Here is a 21,969-nt window from a genome sequence, read left to right as displayed (position 1 = left end):
GCATGGTGGGGATAGATCCCCACCAGATGCTCTTACTGTTTAATATCACAGGCTAAGAATGCCACCAGCTCAATATTTCCCTGCCTGATCTGTAATTCACATAGCGAATCACGAACCATCCAGGTCAATAATAAAATAGTGAAGCAAATCACTACTAAGCCAAACAACAGATACTTTTGCGGCATTCCTCGCCTCCCGTGTTGATTTTCAACAAGTAAGAGGCTACTCTTATGGTGTTCATGCATAGGGGAGCCTCACTTTGATTACTATCAGGTGGGGCTTTTCTCTGTCTGCCTCCCGCTGAATACCTGAGACACACAGTCTCAAGCACCCGCCGCCATTCTAGCGTAAATACCTCGCGGAATTATGTTTATATATTCCTAAACATTTCTTATCGATGAATGAAAATAATGAAGATATCAATGACAGAATTATTAGCGGTTCACCTATTTATATTTCACGTATAAAAAAACCTGCCCTGAGGCAGGTCTTTTATTATTTCCGATACGCTTACTGCAACAGAGAAATATCCGCTACCTGCAGGAACAGCTCGCGCAGTTTGGACAGCAGCGTCAGACGGTTGATGCGAACATCTTTGTCTTCAGCGTTAACCATCACGTTCTCGAAGAACTCATCCACCGGCTCGCGCAGGGCGGACAGCTCAATCAGCGCATCCTGATAGCGGCCTGCGGCGAAGTACGGCTGCAGCTTGTCGCGCAGCACCACCAGATTGCCCGCCAGCTTAATTTCCGCCGCTTCTTTCAGCACCGAAGCGTGAACGATGTCGTTCAGCGTTTCGTCGGATTTCGCCAGGATGTTGGAGACACGCTTGTTCGCCGCCGCCAGCGCGGAGGACTCTTCCAGAGTACGGAAGTGCGATACCGCCTTCATACGCGCATCGAAATCCGCCGGGCGGGTTGGACGACGCGCCAGTACCGCCTGGATAGTGTCGACACCGTAGCCTTCGTCCTGATACCAGGCGCGGAAACGGCCCAGCATAAAGTCGATCACGTCATCGACCACGTTGGCGTTGGTCAGCTTCTCACCGTACAGACGCACCGCCTCTTCAGTCAGCGTTTGCAGATCGAGATTCAGGTTCTTCTCGACGATAATACGCAGGACGCCCAGCGCGGCGCGGCGCAGCGCAAACGGGTCTTTATCGCCTTTCGGGTGCTGGCCGATACCGAAGATACCCGCCAGGGTATCCATCTTATCGGCAATCGCCACCGCGCAGGCCACCGGGTTAGACGGCAGCGCGTCGCCGGCAAAGCGCGGCTGATACTGTTCGTTCAGCGCCACGGCCACATCTTCCGCTTCGCCATCATGGCGCGCGTAGTGCATCCCCATCACGCCCTGGGTGTCGGTGAACTCGAAGACCATGTTGGTCATCAGGTCGCACTTGGACAGCAGGCCCGCGCGGGTCGCGTGGTTCACGTCAGCGCCAATCTGCTCGGCAATCCAGCCCGCCAGCGCCTGAATGCGATCGGTCTTGTCGCGCAACGTCCCCAGCTGCTGCTGGAACAGCACGGTTTCCAGACGCGGCAGGTTGTCTTCCAGACGTTTTTTACGGTCGGTGTTGAAGAAGAACTCGGCATCGGCCAGACGCGGACGGACTACCTTCTCGTTACCGGAGATGATCTGCTGCGGATCTTTCGACTCGATGTTAGCGACGAAGATAAAGTTCGGCAGCAGCTTACCGGCGTTGTCGTAGACCGGGAAGTACTTCTGGTCGCCCTTCATGGTGTAAACCAGCGCTTCAGACGGCACCGCGAGGAATTTTTCTTCGAACTTCGCCGTCAGCACCACCGGCCATTCCACCAGCGAGGTGACTTCTTCCAGCAGGCTTTCGCTCAGATCGGCTTTACCGCCAATCTTACGCGCCGCTTCTTCCGCATCGGCTTTGATTTTGGCTTTACGCTGTTCGTAATCGGCGATGACTTTACCGCGTTCCAGCAGGATCTGCGGGTACTGGTCGGCATGGTCGATGGTGAATTCCGGCTCGCCCATAAAGCGATGGCCGCGGATCACGCGATCGGACGGAATACCGAGGATAGTAGCCGGGATCACTTTGTCACCCAGCAGCAGCGTGACGGTGTGAACCGGGCGCACGAAGTGGACGTCAGACGCGCCCCAGCGCATCAGTTTCGGGATCGGCAGCTTCGCCAGCGAGCTGGCAATCATGTTCGGCAGCAGGGCTTCAGTGCTTTCGCCCTTTACATGGGCGCGATACAGCAGCCACTCGCCTTTGTCCGTGGTCAGACGTTCGGCCTGATCGACGGTGATACCGCAGCCGCGCGCCCAGCCTTCGGCCGCTTTGCTTGGCTTGCCTTCGGCATCGAACGCCTGGGCAACGGCCGGGCCGCGTTTTTCCACTTCGCGATCGGCCTGCGCCGCCGCCAGGTTGGCTACCTTCAGCGCCAGACGACGCGGAGCGGCAAACCATTCCACTTTACCGTGCGCGAGGCCGGCGTTATCCAGCTCTGCGGTCACGTTCGCAGCAAAAGATTCCGCCAGGCTGCGCAGCGCTTTTGGTGGCAGCTCTTCAGTGCCGATTTCCACCAGAAAAGTATTCTCAGACATGGCCGCCTCTTATTTATTCTTGTTGCACATCGGGAAGCCGAGCGCTTCACGGGAAGCGTAGTACGCTTCCGCCACTGCTTTCGTCAGGGTGCGAATGCGCAGGATATAGCGCTGACGCTCGGTGACGGAGATGGCTTTACGCGCATCCAGCAGGTTGAAGCTGTGAGCCGCTTTCAGAATACGCTCGTAGGCCGGCAGCGGCAGCGGGGTCTCCAGCGCCAGCAGCTGCTGGGCCTCTTTCTCATACTGCTCGAAGCAGGAGAAGAGGAAATCGACGTCGGCGTATTCGAAGTTATAGGTGGACTGCTCCACTTCGTTCTGGTGGAACACGTCGCCGTAGGTGGTTTTCCCCAGCGGGCCGTCGCTCCAGACCAGGTCGTAGACGCTGTCGACGCCCTGGATGTACATCGCCAGACGCTCCAGACCGTAGGTGATCTCGCCGGTCACCGGCTTACACTCCAGGCCGCCCACCTGCTGGAAGTAGGTGAACTGCGTCACTTCCATGCCGTTGAGCCACACTTCCCAACCCAGACCCCAGGCTCCCAGCGTCGGGTTTTCCCAGTTGTCTTCGACGAAGCGAATGTCGTGAATGGTCGGGTCCATACCCAGCTCTTTCAGCGACCCGAGGTACAGCTCCTGGATGTTGTCCGGAGAAGGCTTAATCACCACCTGGAACTGATAGTAATGCTGTAAACGGTTCGGGTTTTCGCCATAGCGGCCATCGGTTGGACGACGGGAAGGCTGTACGTAGGCGGTCGCCATCGGCTCCGGCCCTAGCGCGCGCAGGCAGGTCATCGGGTGAGAGGTGCCGGCGCCGACTTCCATGTCCAGTGGTTGAACAATGGTGCAGCCCTGACGAGCCCAGTAATCCTGTAAGGTCAGGATCAGGCCCTGGAAGGTCCTGGTATCAAACTTTTGCATATGATTTCGTGCTGGATACGTGTGGATTTAAAGGAAGGAGTCAGTATACCCGCTGGCTGCGAGATATACAGTACGAAACGGCGTAGTTTCAGGAAAACGGACGAAATTTACGCCAGGCGGGGTCGATTCAGCGCATCGAAAGATGCATAAACTGGCCGTCCGGGTCAAAGGAACAGATGAAACGTTCATTCTTGCCGGTACGGCCCGAAAGCTCATAGCTTGCCTGGAATTGTTCAAAATGGTTCACGTCAACTAACTGCGTTTGCGTGTTATAGCGGATAGCGGCCTGGTCCTTGCAAAGCTGCGCCATATTGAGCGTGGTTTGCGGGGTAATACGCGCGCGCTGCGCTTTTTGCGCCGGCGGGGAAACGGTCTCGCTGCAGCCCGCAAGGAGCAGCACCAGCATTATGGAAACGACACCTTTCACCACGTTCTCCTCCACCGCCTTGTCAGCAAGTTGTTATCGCAAAGATCCAGTATTACAGGTATTTTGCGAATATCATGAAACATCGACAAGCCTGTGACCAAAAACTCAGACTAATCTCGTGCGACACCGGGGCATAAGGCGGGTCAGACCTTATTTCGCCAGTAGACTTTGAGGGACGGATGCAAGAAAAGATTCACTGGATCACCAACCTGCGCGGCATTGCCTGCATGATGGTGGTGATGATCCACAGTACCAGCTGGTATATCACTCATCCGCATGCGATTACACTGCTGCAATGGGATATCGCCAATCTGCTCAATTCCGCCTCCCGCGTCAGCGTGCCGCTGTTTTTTATGATCTCGGGCTACCTCTTTTTTGGGGAACGCAGCGCCCAGCCGCGCCACTTCTGGCGGATTGGCCTGTGCATTGCGTTCTATAGCGCGCTTTCTCTGCTGTATATCGCGCTGTTTACCCATATCAACGTCGAGCTGTCGTTAAAGAATGTGCTGCAGAAGCCTGTCTTCTACCACCTGTGGTTTTTCTTTGCTATCACCGTTATCTATCTGCTCTCGCCGCTTATTCAGGTTAAGTCCGTCAGCGGCAAAATGCTGCTGACGCTGATGGCGATCCTCGGCATTCTGGCCAACCCCAATATGGTCGGCGTCAAAGCCGCCGGGATTGAGTGGTTGCCGGTCAACCTCTATATCAATGGTGACACCTTTTATTACGTGCTCTACGGCGTGCTGGGCAGGGCCATTGGCACCCTGAACACGGATAAAAAATGGCTGACCCCGCTCTGCGCCGCGCTGTTCCTCGCCGCCGTGTGGGTCATCTCCCGCGGCACGCTGCATGAGCTGCGCTGGCGCGGGGACTTCGGCGACACCTGGTATCTCTACTGCGGACCGGCGGTGTTCGTTTGCGCGGTCACCCTGCTGACGCTCGCCAAAAACTGGCTTAACGTGCGTCCCCTGCCCGGTATCGAATGTATTGCGCGTCATTCTCTGGGGATTTACGGCTTCCATGCCCTGATTGTACATGCGCTGCGCGCCAGCCATCTGGAACTGAGCCGCTGGCCGCTGCTGGATATTGTGTGGATTTTCAGCGCCGCCCTGCTCGGCAGTCTGCTGCTGTCCGGCCTGGTGCAGCGGGTTGATCGCCGCCGGCTGGTCAGCTAACGGCCCGGCGCACCGGACAACCGGGCGCCTATTCCGTTTTTTGCACCGCGCGGGCAACGCGGGCCCGTTCGGGGGTCGCAGATGCGCCGTATAAGCAGACAAACCACGCCGCGATATAGACGGCTTTTTCATACCAGTCTGCCGGCACATGCCAGGCGCCCACCAGCAGCAGGCCCGCCGACAGCAGCAACACCAGCCGGCATAACGCGATAAATCCGTCGTCCTGCCCCTGCCACCGTCTGGCGCGCTGATGGGCGAGGACGGCAAACATCCCCATCACCAGTACGCCAAGAAAATAACCTTTACCGCTAAACAGCGGGCAGGTCCGCCAGATACCCAGCAGATAAACCAGCGACCCTGCTGCCATCATCCCTCTGGCAATACTGCGTTTTATATTCATCGCTCCTCCCTGTCGACACGCGCTGATTATGACCGAACCGCCCGGCGATGGCGCAGGCCAGGTGCAGCAAAGCTGACATTTCGGAATTAATAAATACGTGTTTTGGATGAATGCAGCCTGGGCATTCAGGGGAGTAATCCGCCCGGCGCTGCCGGACGGACTGAGGCTATGACATCAGCGGTTTCAGCTGCTGATAAATCTGGCGGAAGGTTTCCCGCTGCGGCGCATAGTGGGCCACTCGGCGATCGTCCGGGCGATGCGCTTGCTCAAGCGGCAGCGGCGTCAACAGCCCGGCGCGGTCGGTTTCGCCGTGCACCGCCAGCTGCGCCAGCCTGGCCGCCCCCAGCGCCGGGCCGACGTCGCCCCCGGTACGGTAATCGAGCTGCTGGCCGCTGATATCCGCCAGCATTTGTCGCCAGTAAGCGCTACGCGCCCCGCCGCCGATAAGGGTGATGCTCTGCGGCTTGATGCCGCAGGCGTGTACCACGTCCATACCGTCCGCCAGCGCATAGCCCACCCCCTCCAGCACCGCCCGCGCCAGCTCTGCCGGCCCATGCTGATGCGTCAGGCCGAAGAAGACGCCCTTGGCCTGCGGGTTGTTGTGCGGCGTGCGTTCGCCCGACAGATAGGGCAGGAACCACACCGGACCGGCGCTCTCGTCGGCTGACTGTGCCGCCGCAATCAGCGCCGGCACGCTGGCGAGACCGGTTAATTTCGCCGCCCAGTCCAGACAGGAGGCCGCGCTGAGCATCACCGACATCAAATGCCAGCGGCCCGGCAGCGCATGGCAAAAGCTATGCACCGCGCTTTCAGGCTTGCTGAGGAATCCTTCGCTGACCGCGAAATACACACCTGAAGTGCCCAGCGACAGCATCGCCTGACCGGCATCGGCCATGCCAACCCCGACCGCGCCGGCGGCGTTGTCGCCGCCCCCCCCCACCACCAGCGCCTGTGGCATATTCCACGCCTGCGCCACCTCCGGGCGCAGCTGCCCGGTGACGTCGCTGCCTTCAAACAACGCCGGCATCGCGTCCCGGCTGAGATCGCAGGCGGCGAGCATCTCATCGCTCCAGTCGCGTCGGGCGACGTCCATCCACAGGGTACCGGCGGCGTCAGACATATCGCTGGCAAGCTCGCCGGTTATCCGCAGACGCAGATAATCCTTCGGCAGCAGCACTTTATCGACCTGGCTGAACACCGCCGCCTCGTGGCGCTGCACCCACAAGAGCTTCGGCGCCGTAAAGCCCGGCATCATCAGGTTGCCGGTGATCTGCCGGGAAGCGCTGACTTTTTCCTCCAGCAGCTGGCACTCTTCGCCGCAGCGGCCGTCATTCCATAAAATGGCAGGACGCAGCACCTGTAACGATTTATCCAGCAGGGTGGCGCCGTGCATCTGCCCGGCGATCCCCAGCGCCTTCACGTCGCGCAGACTATGCTGCGCGCCCAGGGCTTTCATCGCCGTGTCCGTCGCCTGCCACCACTGCTCGGGATCTTGTTCCGACCACAGCGGATGCGGACGCGAGACGGTAAGCTTTTCGGTATGCGATGCCACCACATCACTCTGCTCATTGAGCAGAATGGCTTTGACGCCCGATGTCCCCAGATCGATGCCGATATACATACTCCCTCTCCTTAAACGCGCGCCACGGCTGAGCGTGGCGCGAACAGAGCATCCTGGTGGCGACCCCGGTCACACCGGACGCCGCCGCATGATTACTTGTCAAACAGATAATGGTTGACCAGGTTTTCCAGTTGTTCCTGCTGGCCGCTGCGATGGTGCGGCGCCAGCTGATGCTGAACGGCATACTGGGCAATGTCGCTGAGGGTCATCTGCCCGTTCAGGATCTGCTGCCCCAGCTCGCCGTTCCAGCCGGCGTAGCGTTTGGCCACGCGTTTATCCAGCTCACCGTCCTCGATCATCCGCGCCGCGACCTTCAGCGACAGCGCCATGGTATCCATCGCGCCGATATGGCCATAGAACAGATCGTATTTGTCGGTGCTCTGACGGCGCACTTTCGCATCAAAATTGAGGCCGCCGGTGGTGAAGCCGCCCGCTTTGAGAATTTCATACATCACCAGCGCGTTCTCTTCGACGCTGTTCGGGAACTGGTCGGTATCCCAGCCCAGCTGCGGATCGCCGCGGTTGGCGTCGACGGAACCGAACAGCCCCAGCGCGATGGCCGTCGCGATCTCATGATGGAACGAGTGGCCGGCGAGGGTCGCATGGTTGGCTTCAATGTTCAGTTTAATCTCTTTTTCCAGGCCAAACTGCTTGAGGAAGCCGTAAACGGTAGAGGCATCATAATCATACTGATGCTTGGTAGGCTCCTGCGGTTTGGGCTCGATCAGCAGCGTGCCTTTAAAGCCGATTTTGTGCTTATGCTCCACCACCAGCTGCATAAAGCGGCCAATCTGTTCACGCTCCTGGCGCAGGTCGGTATTCAGCAGGGTTTCATAGCCCTCGCGACCGCCCCACAGAACATAGTTTTCGCCGCCCAGCTGATGGGTGGCATTCATGGCAGTGACCACCTGGGTGGCCGCCCAGCTGAACACTTCCGGGTCCGGGTTGGTGGCCGCGCCAGCGCCGTAGCGCGGGTTGGTGAAGCAGTTTGCGGTCCCCCACAGAAGCTTGACGCCGCTCTGCTGCTGCTTCTCCGCCAGTACCTCGACCATCCGGGCGAAGTTATTGCTGTACTCCTTGAGCGAACTCCCTTCCGGCGAGACGTCAACGTCGTGGAAGCAGTAGTAAGGCACGTTGAGTTTATGGAAAAATTCGAACGCCACATCGGCTTTGCGTTTGGCCATCTCCAGGGCGTCGCCAGGCTGCTGCCATGGGCGATCGAAGGAGCCCACGCCAAACATATCGGCGCCATTCCAGCAGAAAGTGTGCCAGTAACAGGCCGCAAAACGCAGATGATCTTCCATCCGTTTGCCCAGCACCAGTTCATCCGGGTTGTAATGACGGAAAGCCAGCGGGTTAGTGGATTTCGGGCCTTCGTAACGAACGCGATCGAGTTGATCGAAATAGGTCTGCATAGAGAACTCCATATTCAGAGATGCGGCGAATAACCAATCAGGTACCCTAAATAATTCGAGTTGCAGGAAGGCGGCAGGAGCGCGAGTCCCCGATAACCAGGGGGCGAAGCAACGAATGTCACCAACACACCTACAACTTGAAGTATGACGGGTTTAAGCCAATATAGAATTTCGCTTTCATTTTCCTCAATTACGTTATTTCACACCGCCATTGAGAGAATCCACAAACGTGCGCTAGCTCGCAAAAAATAATATCTGCTCGTTCTTCTGCCGTCCTGTCAGAGAAGTCCAGTGCAATAATAAGAGTGTGCATGAATAAAATACGATCGCCGTCATAATTTACGCATTAAACGAAATTTCATAACCGCAAAATAAAAACCGGTAATTGCCAGCCCTGCTTTCCGCGTTAAGAATCTGTAACGTATCCGCAACCTCATGTATCAAACATTATTTTCCGTTCGTCTTACCTACCCTTACAAAAAAGGTATCGTTATTATGAAGATAAAGAACCTTTGCCTTACGCTTTGCGCCAGCTCCCTCCTGCTCGCCAGCATGGCGGGGATGGCGAAAGAAGTGAAGATTGGCATGGCCATCGACGATCTGCGTCTGGAGCGCTGGCAGAAAGACCGCGATATTTTCGTCAATAAAGCGGAATCCTTAGGCGCCAAAGTTTTTGTTCAGTCCGCCAATGGCAATGAAGAAACGCAAATGTCGCAAATTGAAAACATGATCAACCGCGGCGTCGATGTCTTAGTCATTATTCCTTATAACGGTCAGGTGCTCAGCAACGTTATTAAAGAGGCCAAACAGGAAGGTATTAAAGTCCTGGCCTATGATCGCATGATTAATAATGCTGATATTGATTTTTATATTTCTTTCGACAATGAAAAAGTCGGCGAAATGCAGGCGCAAAGCCTGGTCGACAAAGTGCCGCAGGGTAATTATTTCCTGATGGGCGGTTCGCCGGTGGATAATAATGCCAAACTGTTCCGCGCCGGGCAGATGAAGGTCCTCAAGCCGTATGTCGATGAGGGCAAAATTAAGATTGTCGGCGATCAGTGGGTTGACGGCTGGCTGCCGGAAAACGCGCTGAAAATAATGGAAAACGCGTTGACGGCGAATAATAACAAAATCGACGCCGTGGTTGCCTCCAATGACGCCACCGCCGGCGGCGCCATCCAGGCCTTAACCGCCCAGGGGCTGGCCGGCAAAGTGGCGATCTCCGGTCAGGATGCTGACCTGGCGGGCGTGAAGCGCATTATTTCCGGTACCCAGACGATGACCGTCTATAAACCGATTACCACCCTGGCCACCAACGCCGCCGAAATCGCCGTTGAGCTGGGCAACGATAAGCAGCCGAAGTCTGACACTACGCTGAATAACGGTTTAAAAGATGTCCCTTCGCGCCTGTTAACGCCAATTGAAGTGAATAAAGAGAATATCGACGCCACGGTGATTAAAGACGGTTTCCATAAAAAGAGTGAACTGTAATGGCTGACGCCCCGCTGCGGGGCGTCATTTTCATCCCGCCGGATATCACTTTTCGGAGTCTTTATGGCCTGGCTACTCGAAATGAAGAACATCACCAAAACCTTCGGCGCCGTTAAGGCCGTGGATAATGTCAGCCTGCGCCTGAACGCTGGCGAGGTGGTCTCGTTATGCGGTGAAAATGGTTCGGGAAAATCGACGCTGATGAAAGTGCTGTGCGGTATCTATCCGCACGGAAGCTATGAGGGGGAGATTATTTTTGCCGGCGAAACGCTGCAGGCAAACCATATTCGCGATACCGAACGCAAAGGCATCGCCATTATTCATCAGGAGCTGGCGCTGGTGAAACATCTCACCGTGCTGGAGAACATTTTCCTCGGCGCCGAGATCTCCCGCCACGGTCTGCTGGATTATGAAACCATGACGCTGCGCTGCCAGAAGCTGCTGGCGCAGGTCAATCTGCCCATTTCGCCCGACACCCGCGTCGGCGACCTCGGCCTCGGTCAGCAGCAGCTGGTGGAGATCGCCAAGGCGCTGAATAAACAGGTTCGCCTGCTGATCCTCGACGAACCGACCGCCTCCTTAACCGAACAAGAGACCGCGACGCTGCTGGCGATCGTTCGCGATCTGCAAAACCACGATATCGCCTGCATCTATATTTCGCACAAGCTCAATGAGGTCAAAGCGATCTCCGATACAATCTGCGTGATCCGCGACGGCCAGCACATCGGCACTCGCGACGCCAGCGGCATGAGCGAAGACGACATCATCACCATGATGGTTGGCCGGGAGCTCACCGCGCTCTATCCCAGCGAACCGCACGCCCACGGCGAGGAGATCCTGCGGGTCGAACACTTGACCGCCTGGCACCCGGTAAACCGTCATATTAAACGGGTCAACGACGTCTCGTTTTCCCTGCGTCGCGGGGAAATCCTCGGCATCGCCGGGCTGGTCGGCGCCGGACGGACCGAGGCGGTGCAGTGCCTGTTCGGCGTCTGGCCGGGGCGCTGGCAGGGGGAGATTTTTATTGATGGCCAGCCGGTCAGCATCACTAACTGTCAGCAGGCCATTGGCCACGGCATCGCCATGGTGCCGGAAGACCGCAAAAAAGACGGTATCGTGCCGGTAATGGCGGTAGGTAAGAACATTACCCTGGCAGCGCTCAGCCAGTTCACCGGCGCGATGAGCAGCCTGGACGACGCCGCCGAGCAGCACTGTATTGAGCAGTCCATTCAGCGATTGAAAATTAAAACCTCCTCGCCGGAGCTGGCGATTGGCCGCCTGAGCGGTGGCAACCAGCAAAAGGCGATTCTGGCCCGCTGTCTGCTGCTTAATCCGCGCATTCTGATCCTCGACGAACCCACCCGCGGCATCGATATCGGGGCGAAGTATGAAATTTATAAACTGATTAACCAGCTGGTGCAGCAGGGCATCGCGGTCATTGTCATTTCATCCGAACTGCCCGAGGTGCTTGGTCTTAGCGATCGGGTGCTGGTCATGCACGAAGGCAGGCTAAAAGCCAATTTGGTTAATCAACATCTGACCCAGGAACAGGTGATGGAAGCCGCGCTGAGGAGCGAACGCCATGTCGAAGAACACGTCGTCTGAAATCAAACTTACTCCAACCGCCCCTACCGCCCTGCCGGCGCTGAAGGGGCTTAACCTCCAGGTCTTCGTGATGATCGCCGCGATCGTCGTCATTATGCTGTTTTTCACCTGGGTTACCGATGGCGCCTACCTGAGCGCACGCAATATCTCCAACCTGCTGCGCCAGACGGCCATCACCGGCATCCTCGCCGTCGGCATGGTGTTTGTGATTATTTCGGCAGAAATCGACCTGTCCGTCGGCTCGATGATGGGGCTTCTCGGCGGCGCGGCAGCGATCTTTGACGTCTGGCTCGGCTGGCCGCTGCCGCTCACCATTCTGGTGACGCTGGTGATGGGCCTGCTGCTCGGCGCGTGGAACGGATGGTGGGTGGCCTATCGTAAGGTTCCCTCGTTTATCGTCACCCTCGCCGGGATGCTGGCGTTTCGCGGCATTCTGATCGGCATCACCAACGGGACCACCGTCTCGCCCACCAGCCCGGCGATGGCGCAGATCGGCCAAAGCTACCTGCCAGATGGCATTGGCTTTGGCATCGGCGTTGTCGGCATGGCGGCGTTCATTATCTGGCAGTGGCGCGGACGGATGCGCCGGCAGGCGTTAGGTCTCGCGACCGCGTCTTCCACCGCCGCCGTTGGCCGCCAGGCCATTACCGCGGTGATTGTGCTGGGCGCAATCTGGCTGCTCAATGACTATCGCGGTGTGCCGACGCCGGTACTGATCCTCGCCGCCCTGCTGCTGGCAGGGCTGTTCATGGCCACTCGTACCGCCTTTGGCCGCCGCATCTACGCCATCGGCGGCAACCTGGAGGCGGCACGCCTGTCCGGGATTAACGTCGAGCGCACCAAGCTGGCGGTGTTTGCCATTAACGGCCTGATGGTCGCCATTGCCGGACTGATCCTCAGCTCGCGCCTCGGCGCGGGGTCGCCCTCGGCGGGCAACATCGCCGAACTGGACGCCATCGCCGCCTGCGTTATCGGCGGCACCAGCCTGGCGGGCGGGATCGGCAGCGTCGCCGGGGCGGTAATGGGGGCGTTTATTATGTCGGCCCTGGATAACGGCATGAGCATGATGGACGTCGCCACCTTCTGGCAATATATCGTCAAAGGCGCCATTTTGCTGCTGGCGGTGTGGATGGACTCCGCCACCAAGCGGCGCGCGTAAGGAAGCGCTCTCTGAAGAATGTCTGAATTCTTTGCGCTACCGCCAAACTTCGCCATAAGGCGCTTGAAATATCTCGGGCATTAGCCGGTAGTGTATACCCAACAGCATTCGGGTTGCAGACGGCGCATCCCGGCCGCGTATCGCGTACGTGGCCGGGGTGAATGAGAAAGCCAGGCCATCGGCAACATCATGAATGAAGGGGTATGACCGGGGTTAGAGCAGGAACATCATCTATGTTTGAAAAGCGTCACCGTATTACGCTGTTATTCAACGCCAACAAAGCTTATGACCGTCAGGTGGTTGAGGGTGTCGGCGAGTATCTGCAGGCCTCCCAGCTGGAGTGGGATATCTTTATTGAAGAGGATTTTCGGGCGCGAATCGAAAACATCAAAGAGTGGTTAGGCGATGGCGTTATCGCCGACTATGACGATCCCGAAATCGAAAAGCTACTGGCCGATGTCAACGTCCCCATCGTCGGCGTCGGCGGCTCTTATCATCAGCCAGAGCAGTACCCGCCGGTCCACTATATCGCCACGGACAACGCCGCGCTGGTGGAAAGCGCCTTTCTTCATCTGAAGGAAAAAGGAGTACACCGCTTCGCGTTTTACGGACTCCCCACCTCCAGCGGTAAACGCTGGGCAGTAGAGCGCGAGTACGCCTTCTGCCAGTTGGTGGCGAAGGAGAAGTATCGCGGCGTGGTCTACCAGGGGCTGGAGACGGCGCCGGAAAACTGGCAGCACGCGCAAAACCGGCTCGCCGACTGGTTGCAAACGCTGCCGCCGCAAACCGGCATCATCGCCGTCACCGACGCCCGCGCCCGCCACGTCCTGCAGGCCTGCGAGCTGCTGCATATCCCGGTGCCAGAGAAACTGTGCGTTATTGGCATCGATAACGAAGAGCTGACCCGCTATCTCTCTCGCGTCGCCCTCTCCTCCGTCGCCCAGGGCACCCGCCAGATGGGTTATCAGGCGGCAAAATTACTCCACCGGCTGCTGAATAACGAGGCGCTCCCGCTGCAGCGCCAGCTGATCCCGCCGATGCGCGTCGTTGAGCGACGCTCCACCGACTACCGGTCGTTAAACGACCCCTCCGTGATTCAGGCGATGCATTACATTCGCAACAACGCCTGCAAAGGCATCAAGGTGGAGCAGGTGCTCGACGCCGTCGGCATTTCACGCTCCAACCTGGAGAAACGCTTTAAAGAGGAAGTGGGGGAGACCATCCACACGGTGATCCACAGCGAGAAACTGGAAAAGGCGCGCAGCCTGCTGGTGTCCACCAGCCTGTCGATCAATGAGATTTCGCAGATGTGCGGCTACCCGTCGCTGCAATATTTCTATTCGGTGTTTAAGAAGGAGTACGACGTGACGCCGAAAGAGTACCGTGACCGGCACAGTGAAGTCATGATGTAGAGAGCAAAGAAAAATGCCCGGGCTTGCGCGCCGGGCATTAATAATGACGTAGATAAGCACATTACATGTGCGCGGCAATTAACCGCTGGTTATCCTGATACATCGCGAAGAGATAGTTGTTGTAGCTCGACCCTTTGGTCGAATACCCCTTCAGCTTATGAATCATGGTGCTGGCCGTTACTTCCTGATCCGCCTTACGCAGCTGCAGGCGCGATTTGCGGAAAGAGGAATAGGCCGGGTGGGTGTTCAGGTTGGTGACGTAAGCCTGCACCGACTGCTCCACCGACTCAAACTGCGAGTAGCCTTTCATCGCGCCGCGGCAGCGACCAGCGCCGCACTTCATGCCGAACAGATTGTTGTTCTCACGCGCCAGCTTAGAGGTACCCCAGCCACTTTCCGCCGCCGCCATGGTCGCAACCATGCTGTTCGGAATAATGTCGACACGCTCAAGCAGCGCGTTCCATGGCACATGACGCGTATTGCCTGACCACTTCACCTTGTAACGCGTCGCGATATCTTTCAGGCGCGCCTTTTCGCTCGGCGACCAGCGAGCATCGTACTGCTTGGAAACAAGCCAGTTACGATCCGCAGTAATCGCCTGATTCTGCTTGGTAATATAAGGCATGACCGTCCGGAGAAACGCTTTTTTCCTTGGTGTTCCGGAAGGGTATTTTCGCAAGTCAGGAAGTGAACTGCTCTTTACACTATTGCGAGAATACTCTTGTTTACTGCTTACCTTAGTACTACTGATCTTCTTAACCGTTGGGGCTTTATGACTCTTTGTTGCTGTGTGCGTTGTTGCCAACACACTACCTGAAAAGACGCAGGTTAGTAACATAAGTATGGCGGCCCCATATCGTCGTATGGGATTCGATATCATCAGGTCTCCTGGTCGGATATATGCATTCCAACACCTTGTTTTTCACAAAAAAACGATAGCTGAATCGCTAATAGTATCAAAAATACGCACTGAGGGCATCAACAGAAATAGTCCAATTCCGAATTGCTGTCATCTGAAATCGGTTTCTGCGCCGCATCGCCAGCGCGAAAATGCTAGCTTCGTCTCATTTTTAGCCTATTTTTTGAGCGGTGTCACTCACCCCTTTTCATCCTCCTGGTAAAACGTCCGCCGGGAGGAGTTCACCCTTGCGGCAACAAGGCACACTAGATAAAAACCGCTCAAGGATCCCGCAATGAAACTCGCTGCGCTTGCCACGTTATTCGTGCCTGGGATGGCCTTTGCCGCCTGGACCACTGCCGACTTCCCTGCTTTCACCGAAGAAGGGACGGGCCGCTTCATCAGCCAGAAAGTGGTTGAGAAGGGTACACGTCCCCTGCAGCTAAATTTTGACCAACAGTGCTGGCAGCCTTCCGGCGGCATTAAGCTCAACCAGATGCTCTCCATGGAACCCTGTCGCGGCACGCCGCCGCAATGGCGCATCTTCCGCCAGGGTCTGTATACCCTGGAGGTGGATACCCGCTCCGGCACGCCGACGATGATGATTTCGCTGGAGGAAAAAGAGGCCAGCGCCGCGGCGCCGCAGATCCGCCAGTGTCCGAAGTGGGATGGAAAACCTCTGACCATCGACGTTAGCAAAACCTTCGCCGAGGGCAGTAAGGTTCGCGATTTTTACAGCGGCAATGTCGCGACTGTCAGCGGCGGCAAAATCACTCTGCAGCCCGCCTTCGGCAGCAATGGCCTGCTGCTGCTTGAGCGCGCCGAGACGGCCGCGCCGGCGCCGTTCGACTGGCACAACGCCACCGTCTACTTCGTCCTGACCGACCGCTTCGTGAACGGTAACCCGGCCAACGACAATAGCTATGGCCGACATAAAGACGGCATGCAGGAGATAGGCACCTTCCACGGCGGCGACCTGCAGGGATTAACCAGCAAGCTGGATTATCTGCAGCAGATGGGGGTCAATGCCCTGTGGATCAGCTCCCCGCTCGAGCAGATCCACGGCTGGGTCGGCGGTGGGACGAAAGGCGATTTCCCGCACTACGCCTACCACGGCTATTACACTCAGGACTGGTCGAAACTGGACGCCAACATGGGGACCGAAGCGGATCTCCGCCGGCTGGTGGATGAAGCGCATAAGCGCGGAATACGTATTCTGTTCGACGTGGTGATGAACCATACCGGTTACGCCACCCTGGCCGACATGCAGGAGTTCCAGTTCGGCTCCCTGTATCTGCAAGGGGATGAGCTGAAAAAAACCCTCGGCGAGCGCTGGACGGACTGGAAGCCCGGCGCGGGCCAGACCTGGCACAGCTTTAACGACTATATCAACTTCAGCGACAAGGCCGGTTGGGAGAAATGGTGGGGTAAGAAGTGGATCCGCACCGATATCGGCGATTACGACAACCCGGGCTATGACGACCTCACCATGTCGCTGGCCTTCCTGCCGGACCTGAAAACCGAATCGAAGGAGGCGTCGGGCCTGCCGAACTTCTATAGCCATAAACCGGACACTGCGGCGAAGGCGATCCCGGGCTATACGCCGCGCGACTACCTGATGCACTGGCTGAGCCAGTGGGTGCGCGACTACGGCATCGACGGCTTCCGCGTCGATACCGCTAAACATGTGGAGATGGATGCCTGGCAGCAGTTAAAAACCCAGGCCACCGCCGCGCTGGCGGAGTGGAAAAAAGCCAATCCGGATAAAGCGCTGGATGCGGCGCCGTTCTGGATGACCGGGGAAGCCTGGGGACACGGGGTGATGGAGAGCGATTACTATCGCCACGGTTTTGATGCGATGATCAATTTCGACTATCAGGACCAGGCGGCGAAAGCGGCGACCTGCATGGCCAACATTGACCTCACCTGGCAGCAAATGGCGGACAAGCTGCAGAGCTTTAACGTGCTGAGCTACCTCTCCTCACACGATACGAGGCTGTTCCGCGAAGGTGGCACCACGGCGGCAGAGCTGCTGCTGCTGGCCCCTGGCGCCGTGCAGATCTTCTATGGTGACGAGTCGTCGCGCCCGTTCGGCCCCACCGGCTCGGACCCGCTGCAGGGCACCCGTTCAGAGATGAACTGGCAGGATGTTAACGGTAAAGCGGCCCGCAGCGTTACCCACTGGCAGAAGATTGGCCAGTTCCGCGCGCGCCATCCGGCGATCGGCATGGGCAAACAGACAACGCTGTCGATGCCGCGGGGTTACGGATTCGTGCGCGAGAGCGGTGAAGACAAAGTGATGGTCATCTGGGCCGGACAACAGCAGTAATACAGGAGTGGCTCCCTGCCCGGCGGGGAGCCATTCAGAACAATACGCTGATAAAATATCGATTCACAGGATAAAAACAAAAATACCCCTCTTCCCTTCGATTTGCACCACGCTGGCGCTGGCGTTATGGTTAGCCACTTTCCAGAACCACCGACAGACGATTCGCGATGACATTTTCCCTTTTCGGCGACAAATTCACCCGTCATTCAGGCATTACCCGCCTGATGGAAGACCTTAATGACGGTCTGCGCACGCCGGGCGCTATTATGCTGGGCGGCGGCAACCCCGCTCAGATCCCGGAGATGAATGACTACTTCCAGCAGTTGCTCTCCGATATGCTGGATAATGGCAAAGCCCTTGATGCGCTTTGTAATTATGATGGTCCGCAGGGCAAGAGCGAGCTGCTGAGCCTGCTGGCGAAGATGCTGCGCGACGAACTGGGCTGGGAGATAGAACCACAGAATATTGCGCTAACAAACGGCAGTCAGAGCGCATTTTTCTACTTATTTAATCTGTTCGCAGGGCGTCGGGCAGATGGTACCACCCGCAAGGTGCTGTTCCCGCTGACGCCGGAATATATCGGCTATGCCGATGCCGGCCTGGAAGAGGATCTGTTCGTTGCCACCCGGCCGAATATCGAACTGCTGCCGGAAGGCCAGTTCAAGTACCACGTTGATTTTGAGCATCTGCAGGTGACGGAGGAGACCGGGATGATCTGCGTCTCGCGTCCCACCAACCCGACCGGCAACGTCATCACTGATGAAGAGCTGATCAAACTGGATGCGCTGGCGAATCAGCACGGGGTCCCGCTGGTGATTGATAACGCCTACGGCGTGCCGTTCCCGGGCATAATCTTCAGCAACGCCCGACCGCTGTGGAATCCGAACATCGTGCTGTGTATGAGCCTGTCCAAGCTCGGCCTGCCGGGCAGCCGCTGCGGGATTATCATCGCCAACGAGAAAATCATTACCGCCATCAGCAACATGAACGGCATTATCAGCCTCGCGCCCGGCGGTATCGGGCCGGCAATGATGTGTGAAATGATTAAACGTCAGGATCTGCTGCGCCTGTCAGAGACAGTGATCAAACCCTTCTATTACCAGCGGGTGCAGGAGACCATCGCCATTATTCGCCGCTATCTGCCGGAGGAGCGCTGCCTTATTCACAAACCGGAGGGGGCGATCTTCCTCTGGCTGTGGTTTAAGGATCTGCCGATCTCCACAGAGCTGCTGTATCAGCGGCTGAAAAAGCGCGGCGTGCTGATGGTGCCGGGGGATTACTTCTTCCCAGGACTCGATAAACCGTGGCCGCATACCCACCAGTGCATGCGCATGAACTATGTGCCGGACCCGCAAAAAATCGAGGCCGGGGTGAAAATTCTCGCCGAAGAGGTTGAATTCGCCTGGCGCGAACAGGAAGCGTAATTCCTGACGCTGCTGACGGGTAACGTCCGTCGGCGGACCCGCTCACGCCAGCGCCAGCCGCTGGCGTTTTTGCGCGCATAGCGCCTCCAGCTCCGCGGGAGCCATCACCCGCAGCGCCTGCGTCGGGCAGGCGGCTACGCAGGCCGGCCCCTCGGCGCGGTGGTGGCATAAATCGCATTTCAGCGCCTGCGCCTGCTGGTTCACCACCGTGACGGTCATCGCGCCGTACGGGCAGGCCACCATGCAGCTTTTACAGCCGATGCAGCGGCGCTGATCGACCCACCAGACGTCCTCCTCCAGACGAATCGCCCCCTGCGGGCAGACGCTGGCGCAGGGCGCATCCTCACACTGCCGACAGGCCGTCGCCGTTGATATCTCGCCGCTTTTCACCACCCGGATCCGCGGCGCGAAATGGCTTGTCGACAGCATGGACACATCCTGCGCCTGCTGGTGCGCCACCGCGCAGGCCACTTCACAGGTACGACAGCCAATACACTGTTGGGCATTAGCAATAAGAAACCGGTTCATCCTCTGCTCCCTGGGGATAAAACCGCAGGGTGCCAGAATAGTCCCTGCCCGCGCTTTGATCCTGAATGGAATCAGCGCTGTTTTTAGTCACTAGCACAACTGATTTTTCATTACGCTGAATTAATGTGCTCCTTACAGTAGCGGCGCTTCCAGGCGGCAGGCGTGAGGCTGGTGTGCTTACGAAAGATCTTGCGAAAATAACCGACGTCATTAAAGCCACACTGACCCGCGACTTCGGTCAACGACAGTGAATCGCTGATCAACAGCTTTTCCGCCGCTCTGACCCGCTGACGATGGATCGCTTCGGTCAACGTCACGCGGAAAACGTGACGATACACGCGTCCTAAATAGTCCGCATTACAGTGCAGCTCTTTCGCCAGCGTCGAGGCTGAAACAGGCAAGTGGTAACGGGTATGGATGATCTGCTGCGCTTTCCAGGCCAGCGCAGCGCCGGGACTGTCGTCCGGTTTTTCGCTTGCCGCCGCAGCAATCTGCTGCAGTATCAGCAATAACAGGAGCTCCAGCGCCAGGCTGCGGTGAATGTTCTCCTGTTCACGAAGAAACTGGCGAAACAGCGAAATAATGTATTGTGGATCGCTGACGCGGGTATGTTGCGGAACGTTAAGCAGCGCTGGCGGCAGAGACCGGACACTCTCCGTCAGTACTTCAAAATGCAGCCAATAAAATTTCAGGTCGGCGGGAAATTCCCCCACCCCAACATGAGAACGTTCTGGCCACAGCAATAAACTTTCCCCTGCATTAACGTTAAATATTTCATCCTCTTCGCAAATCGTTAACGTTCCCTTTTCGACAAAAATAATTTCCCAGGATTGCAGTTTACGCGCCGGATGGCTGCCGACGCCACGGGAAATAAATAAGCCGCCATTTTGTACGCGAATCGGAAGAGACATGGATAATTCAAGCATATATATTTAATTTTCCGCTAACGAAACGATAAAACATCTCTTTCCAACTGATTATTAATCATAAATTAACGCCTTTCCGGATCGGAATCACACTTTTATGACAAAGTCGGAATCGTTCTCTTTTTATACTTTTCCCTTCCCTTGTTGCCTCGTTTATTCGGTGCAAAATAATTAATGTATTTGCAAAAGACAAAAAATGTCCGCCGGCCAGACAGCGGAATAATTCTGAACATTATCTTCGGGAGTTATTTATGACTACGGCTCCGATTACGACAAGCGACCTCACGAAGCACATGCAGGACGACAAATTATCTCTCCGTGAAAAAATAGGCTATGGTCTGGGCGACGCCGGTGGCACGGTCATCACCTGCCTGATCATGAACTTTCTCACTTTTTTCTATACTGACGTCTTTGGGCTCACCCCGGCGCTGGTCGGTACTCTGTTCCTTGCGCTGCGCGTGTTTGATGCTATTTCCGATCCGATCATGGGCGTCCTCGCCGATCGGACCCAAAGCCGATGGGGACGTTTTCGCCCCTGGCAGCTATGGATTGCGGTTCCTATTGCAGCGATCGGCGTGCTGACCTTTACCGTGCCGGATGCCGGCATGGGGGTAAAAATCGCCTGGGCCTTCGGCACTTACCTGCTGCTTTCAGTCAGCTATACCGCGATTAACGTCCCTTACTGCGCGCTCATTAATACGATGACCACTCGCCATAGCGAGGTGATCTCCTGCCAGGCATGGCGCTTTGTACTATGCGGCGTGGCAGGATTCCTGGTCTCCGTGGGCCTGCCGTGGTTGGTAAAAGCGCTCGGTCAGGGGAATACCGCCCAGGGTTATCAGTATGGTGTCGGCGTACTGTGCGCCATCGCGGCGGTGATGTTTCTGTGCTGCTTTTTCTGGGTACGTGAGCGTGTTTCCCTGGAGATGCTCGGCAAATTCACCCTGCGCGAACATATCGCCGGTCTGCGTAAAAACGATCAGCTGTTACTCATGCTGGCGATGTCATTCCTGTTGATCAACGTGTTTAACATTCGCGGTGGCGGCTACATGTACTTCATTACCTATGTACTCGGCGGCTCTACTGGCTATACATCGCTGTTTTTCACCATGGTCACCTTTTCCTCGATTCTGGGCGCCGCGATCGTCAATTGGCTGTCGCGCCACGTTGATACCGTCAAGCTCTATTACTACACCAATGTGGTACTGGCCTTACTGGCGGTCGGAATGTGGTTCCTGCCCACCGGTCCGTCCTGGCAAACGCTGTGGCTGGCGGTCATTCTCGGCAATGGCATCATCCTGGGCTTTACCCTACCGCTGCATTTTTCGTTGATGGCCTTCTCTGATGATTATGGCGAATGGAAGACGGGTGTCCGTTCGTCGGGGATGAACTTTGCTTTCAACCTGTTCTTTATCAAGCTGGCATGGGCCTCCAGTGCGGGCATTATCAGCCTGGTATTTATCTACGTCGCTTATCAACCCGGCGCCAGCAACCAGACTCCATCCTCACTATCGGGGATCACGGCGATGGAAACCCTGCTGCCCGCGCTGTTCCATCTGTTGCTGGCCTTCGCTATCCGCGCCTGCAAGCTCAACAATCCCATGATGTCGCGTATTGCAGCCGATCTGCGCGCACGTCACGTTCAGTCTTAAGGAGAA

At 57.0% G+C, this 21,969-nt stretch carries 18 protein-coding genes; 8 read left to right on the top strand and 10 right to left on the bottom strand.

Annotation, left to right across the window (positions count from 1 at the left end; all coding sequences use genetic code 11):
* Positions 1-32: 32 nt before the first annotated feature.
* From hokA to GT756_RS19595, 4 genes are all read right to left on the bottom strand, one after another.
* Positions 33-185 (bottom strand): type I toxin-antitoxin system toxin HokA, encoded by a 153-nt coding sequence (gene hokA / locus GT756_RS19610; protein WP_004205012.1) that lies wholly within the window; start codon positions 183-185, stop codon positions 33-35.
* 325 nt (positions 186-510) lie between these two features.
* Entirely contained in the window at positions 511-2,580 is a 2,070-nt protein-coding gene (gene glyS / locus GT756_RS19605) for a glycine--tRNA ligase subunit beta (protein ID WP_160125015.1), read from the bottom strand.
* A 9-nt stretch (positions 2,581-2,589) separates the two neighbouring features.
* On the bottom strand, positions 2,590-3,501 hold the full coding sequence (glyQ, locus tag GT756_RS19600; RefSeq protein WP_004205014.1) for a glycine--tRNA ligase subunit alpha: 912 nt from the start codon (positions 3,499-3,501) through the stop codon (positions 2,590-2,592).
* A 127-nt stretch (positions 3,502-3,628) separates the two neighbouring features.
* Positions 3,629-3,928: a YsaB family lipoprotein gene (locus GT756_RS19595; protein WP_025999219.1), complete on the bottom strand. Its 300-nt coding sequence runs from the start codon at positions 3,926-3,928 to the stop codon at positions 3,629-3,631.
* Between the two features lie 179 nt (positions 3,929-4,107).
* Between GT756_RS19595 and GT756_RS19590 the strand changes: the two genes are divergently transcribed.
* Positions 4,108-5,103, top strand: coding sequence for an acyltransferase (locus tag GT756_RS19590; protein ID WP_064151003.1), 996 nt, complete (start codon positions 4,108-4,110; stop codon positions 5,101-5,103).
* A gap of 28 nt (positions 5,104-5,131) precedes the next feature.
* On the opposite strand, the gene yiaB is transcribed toward GT756_RS19590, so the two are convergent.
* The 3 genes from yiaB to xylA form a co-directional block, all read right to left on the bottom strand.
* Positions 5,132-5,503, bottom strand: a complete 372-nt coding sequence (gene yiaB, locus GT756_RS19585) for an inner membrane protein YiaB (protein WP_004205017.1) — start codon at positions 5,501-5,503, stop codon at positions 5,132-5,134.
* A gap of 166 nt (positions 5,504-5,669) precedes the next feature.
* The gene (gene xylB, locus GT756_RS19580; protein WP_160125014.1) at positions 5,670-7,124 is read right to left on the bottom strand and encodes a xylulokinase; all 1,455 of its coding nucleotides are present in this window, start codon (positions 7,122-7,124) and stop codon (positions 5,670-5,672) included.
* A 92-nt stretch (positions 7,125-7,216) separates the two neighbouring features.
* On the bottom strand, positions 7,217-8,539 hold the full coding sequence (gene xylA, locus GT756_RS19575) for a xylose isomerase (RefSeq protein ID WP_057212716.1): 1,323 nt from the start codon (positions 8,537-8,539) through the stop codon (positions 7,217-7,219).
* Between the two features lie 495 nt (positions 8,540-9,034).
* Between xylA and xylF the strand changes: the two genes are divergently transcribed.
* The 4 genes from xylF (at position 9,035) to xylR (ending at position 14,206) form a co-directional block, all read left to right on the top strand.
* Positions 9,035-10,030: a D-xylose ABC transporter substrate-binding protein gene (gene xylF, locus GT756_RS19570; protein ID WP_017900027.1), complete on the top strand. Its 996-nt coding sequence runs from the start codon at positions 9,035-9,037 to the stop codon at positions 10,028-10,030.
* 63 nt (positions 10,031-10,093) lie between these two features.
* A complete protein-coding gene (locus tag GT756_RS19565) occupies positions 10,094-11,635 on the top strand; it encodes a xylose ABC transporter ATP-binding protein (RefSeq protein ID WP_017900028.1) in 1,542 nt (513 codons plus the stop codon).
* Positions 11,613-12,794 carry a xylose ABC transporter permease XylH gene (gene xylH, locus GT756_RS19560; RefSeq protein ID WP_017900029.1) on the top strand — a complete coding sequence of 394 codons (1,182 nt, stop codon included), beginning with the start codon at positions 11,613-11,615 and terminating at the stop codon, positions 12,792-12,794. The genes GT756_RS19565 and xylH overlap by 23 nt, the downstream gene beginning before the upstream one ends.
* Before the next feature lie 233 nt (positions 12,795-13,027).
* Entirely contained in the window at positions 13,028-14,206 is a 1,179-nt protein-coding gene (xylR, locus tag GT756_RS19555; RefSeq protein ID WP_004205023.1) for a D-xylose utilization transcriptional activator XylR, read from the top strand.
* 61 nt (positions 14,207-14,267) lie between these two features.
* Here xylR and GT756_RS19550 read toward each other — a convergent pair whose 3' ends face one another.
* Complete coding sequence (locus tag GT756_RS19550) at positions 14,268-15,086, bottom strand: protein bax (protein ID WP_017900030.1); 819 nt, start codon at positions 15,084-15,086, stop codon at positions 14,268-14,270.
* 313 nt (positions 15,087-15,399) lie between these two features.
* Here GT756_RS19550 and GT756_RS19545 point away from each other — a divergent pair, with 313 nt between their 5' ends.
* The gene (locus tag GT756_RS19545) at positions 15,400-17,433 is read left to right on the top strand and encodes an alpha-amylase (protein ID WP_160125013.1); all 2,034 of its coding nucleotides are present in this window, start codon (positions 15,400-15,402) and stop codon (positions 17,431-17,433) included.
* Between the two features lie 167 nt (positions 17,434-17,600).
* Positions 17,601-18,857 (top strand): valine--pyruvate transaminase, encoded by a 1,257-nt coding sequence (gene avtA / locus GT756_RS19540; protein WP_004205026.1) that lies wholly within the window; start codon positions 17,601-17,603, stop codon positions 18,855-18,857.
* Between the two features lie 42 nt (positions 18,858-18,899).
* Here the strand turns inward: avtA and GT756_RS19535 are convergent, their stop codons facing one another.
* Positions 18,900-19,385 carry a 4Fe-4S dicluster domain-containing protein gene (locus tag GT756_RS19535; RefSeq protein ID WP_004205027.1) on the bottom strand — a complete coding sequence of 162 codons (486 nt, stop codon included), beginning with the start codon at positions 19,383-19,385 and terminating at the stop codon, positions 18,900-18,902.
* A 110-nt stretch (positions 19,386-19,495) separates the two neighbouring features.
* Positions 19,496-20,311: a helix-turn-helix domain-containing protein gene (locus GT756_RS19530; RefSeq protein ID WP_004205028.1), complete on the bottom strand. Its 816-nt coding sequence runs from the start codon at positions 20,309-20,311 to the stop codon at positions 19,496-19,498.
* Positions 20,312-20,562: 251 nt separating this feature from the next.
* Here GT756_RS19530 and GT756_RS19525 point away from each other — a divergent pair, with 251 nt between their 5' ends.
* Positions 20,563-21,963, top strand: coding sequence for an MFS transporter (locus tag GT756_RS19525; protein WP_048293888.1), 1,401 nt, complete (start codon positions 20,563-20,565; stop codon positions 21,961-21,963).
* The last annotated feature ends 6 nt before the right edge of the window (positions 21,964-21,969 follow it).

Source organism: Klebsiella sp. Q2 (assembly GCF_009900705.1).
Classification (GTDB): Bacteria; Pseudomonadota; Gammaproteobacteria; order Enterobacterales; family Enterobacteriaceae; genus Klebsiella; species Klebsiella quasipneumoniae.
This window is presented reverse-complemented; position numbering and strand designations above follow the sequence as displayed.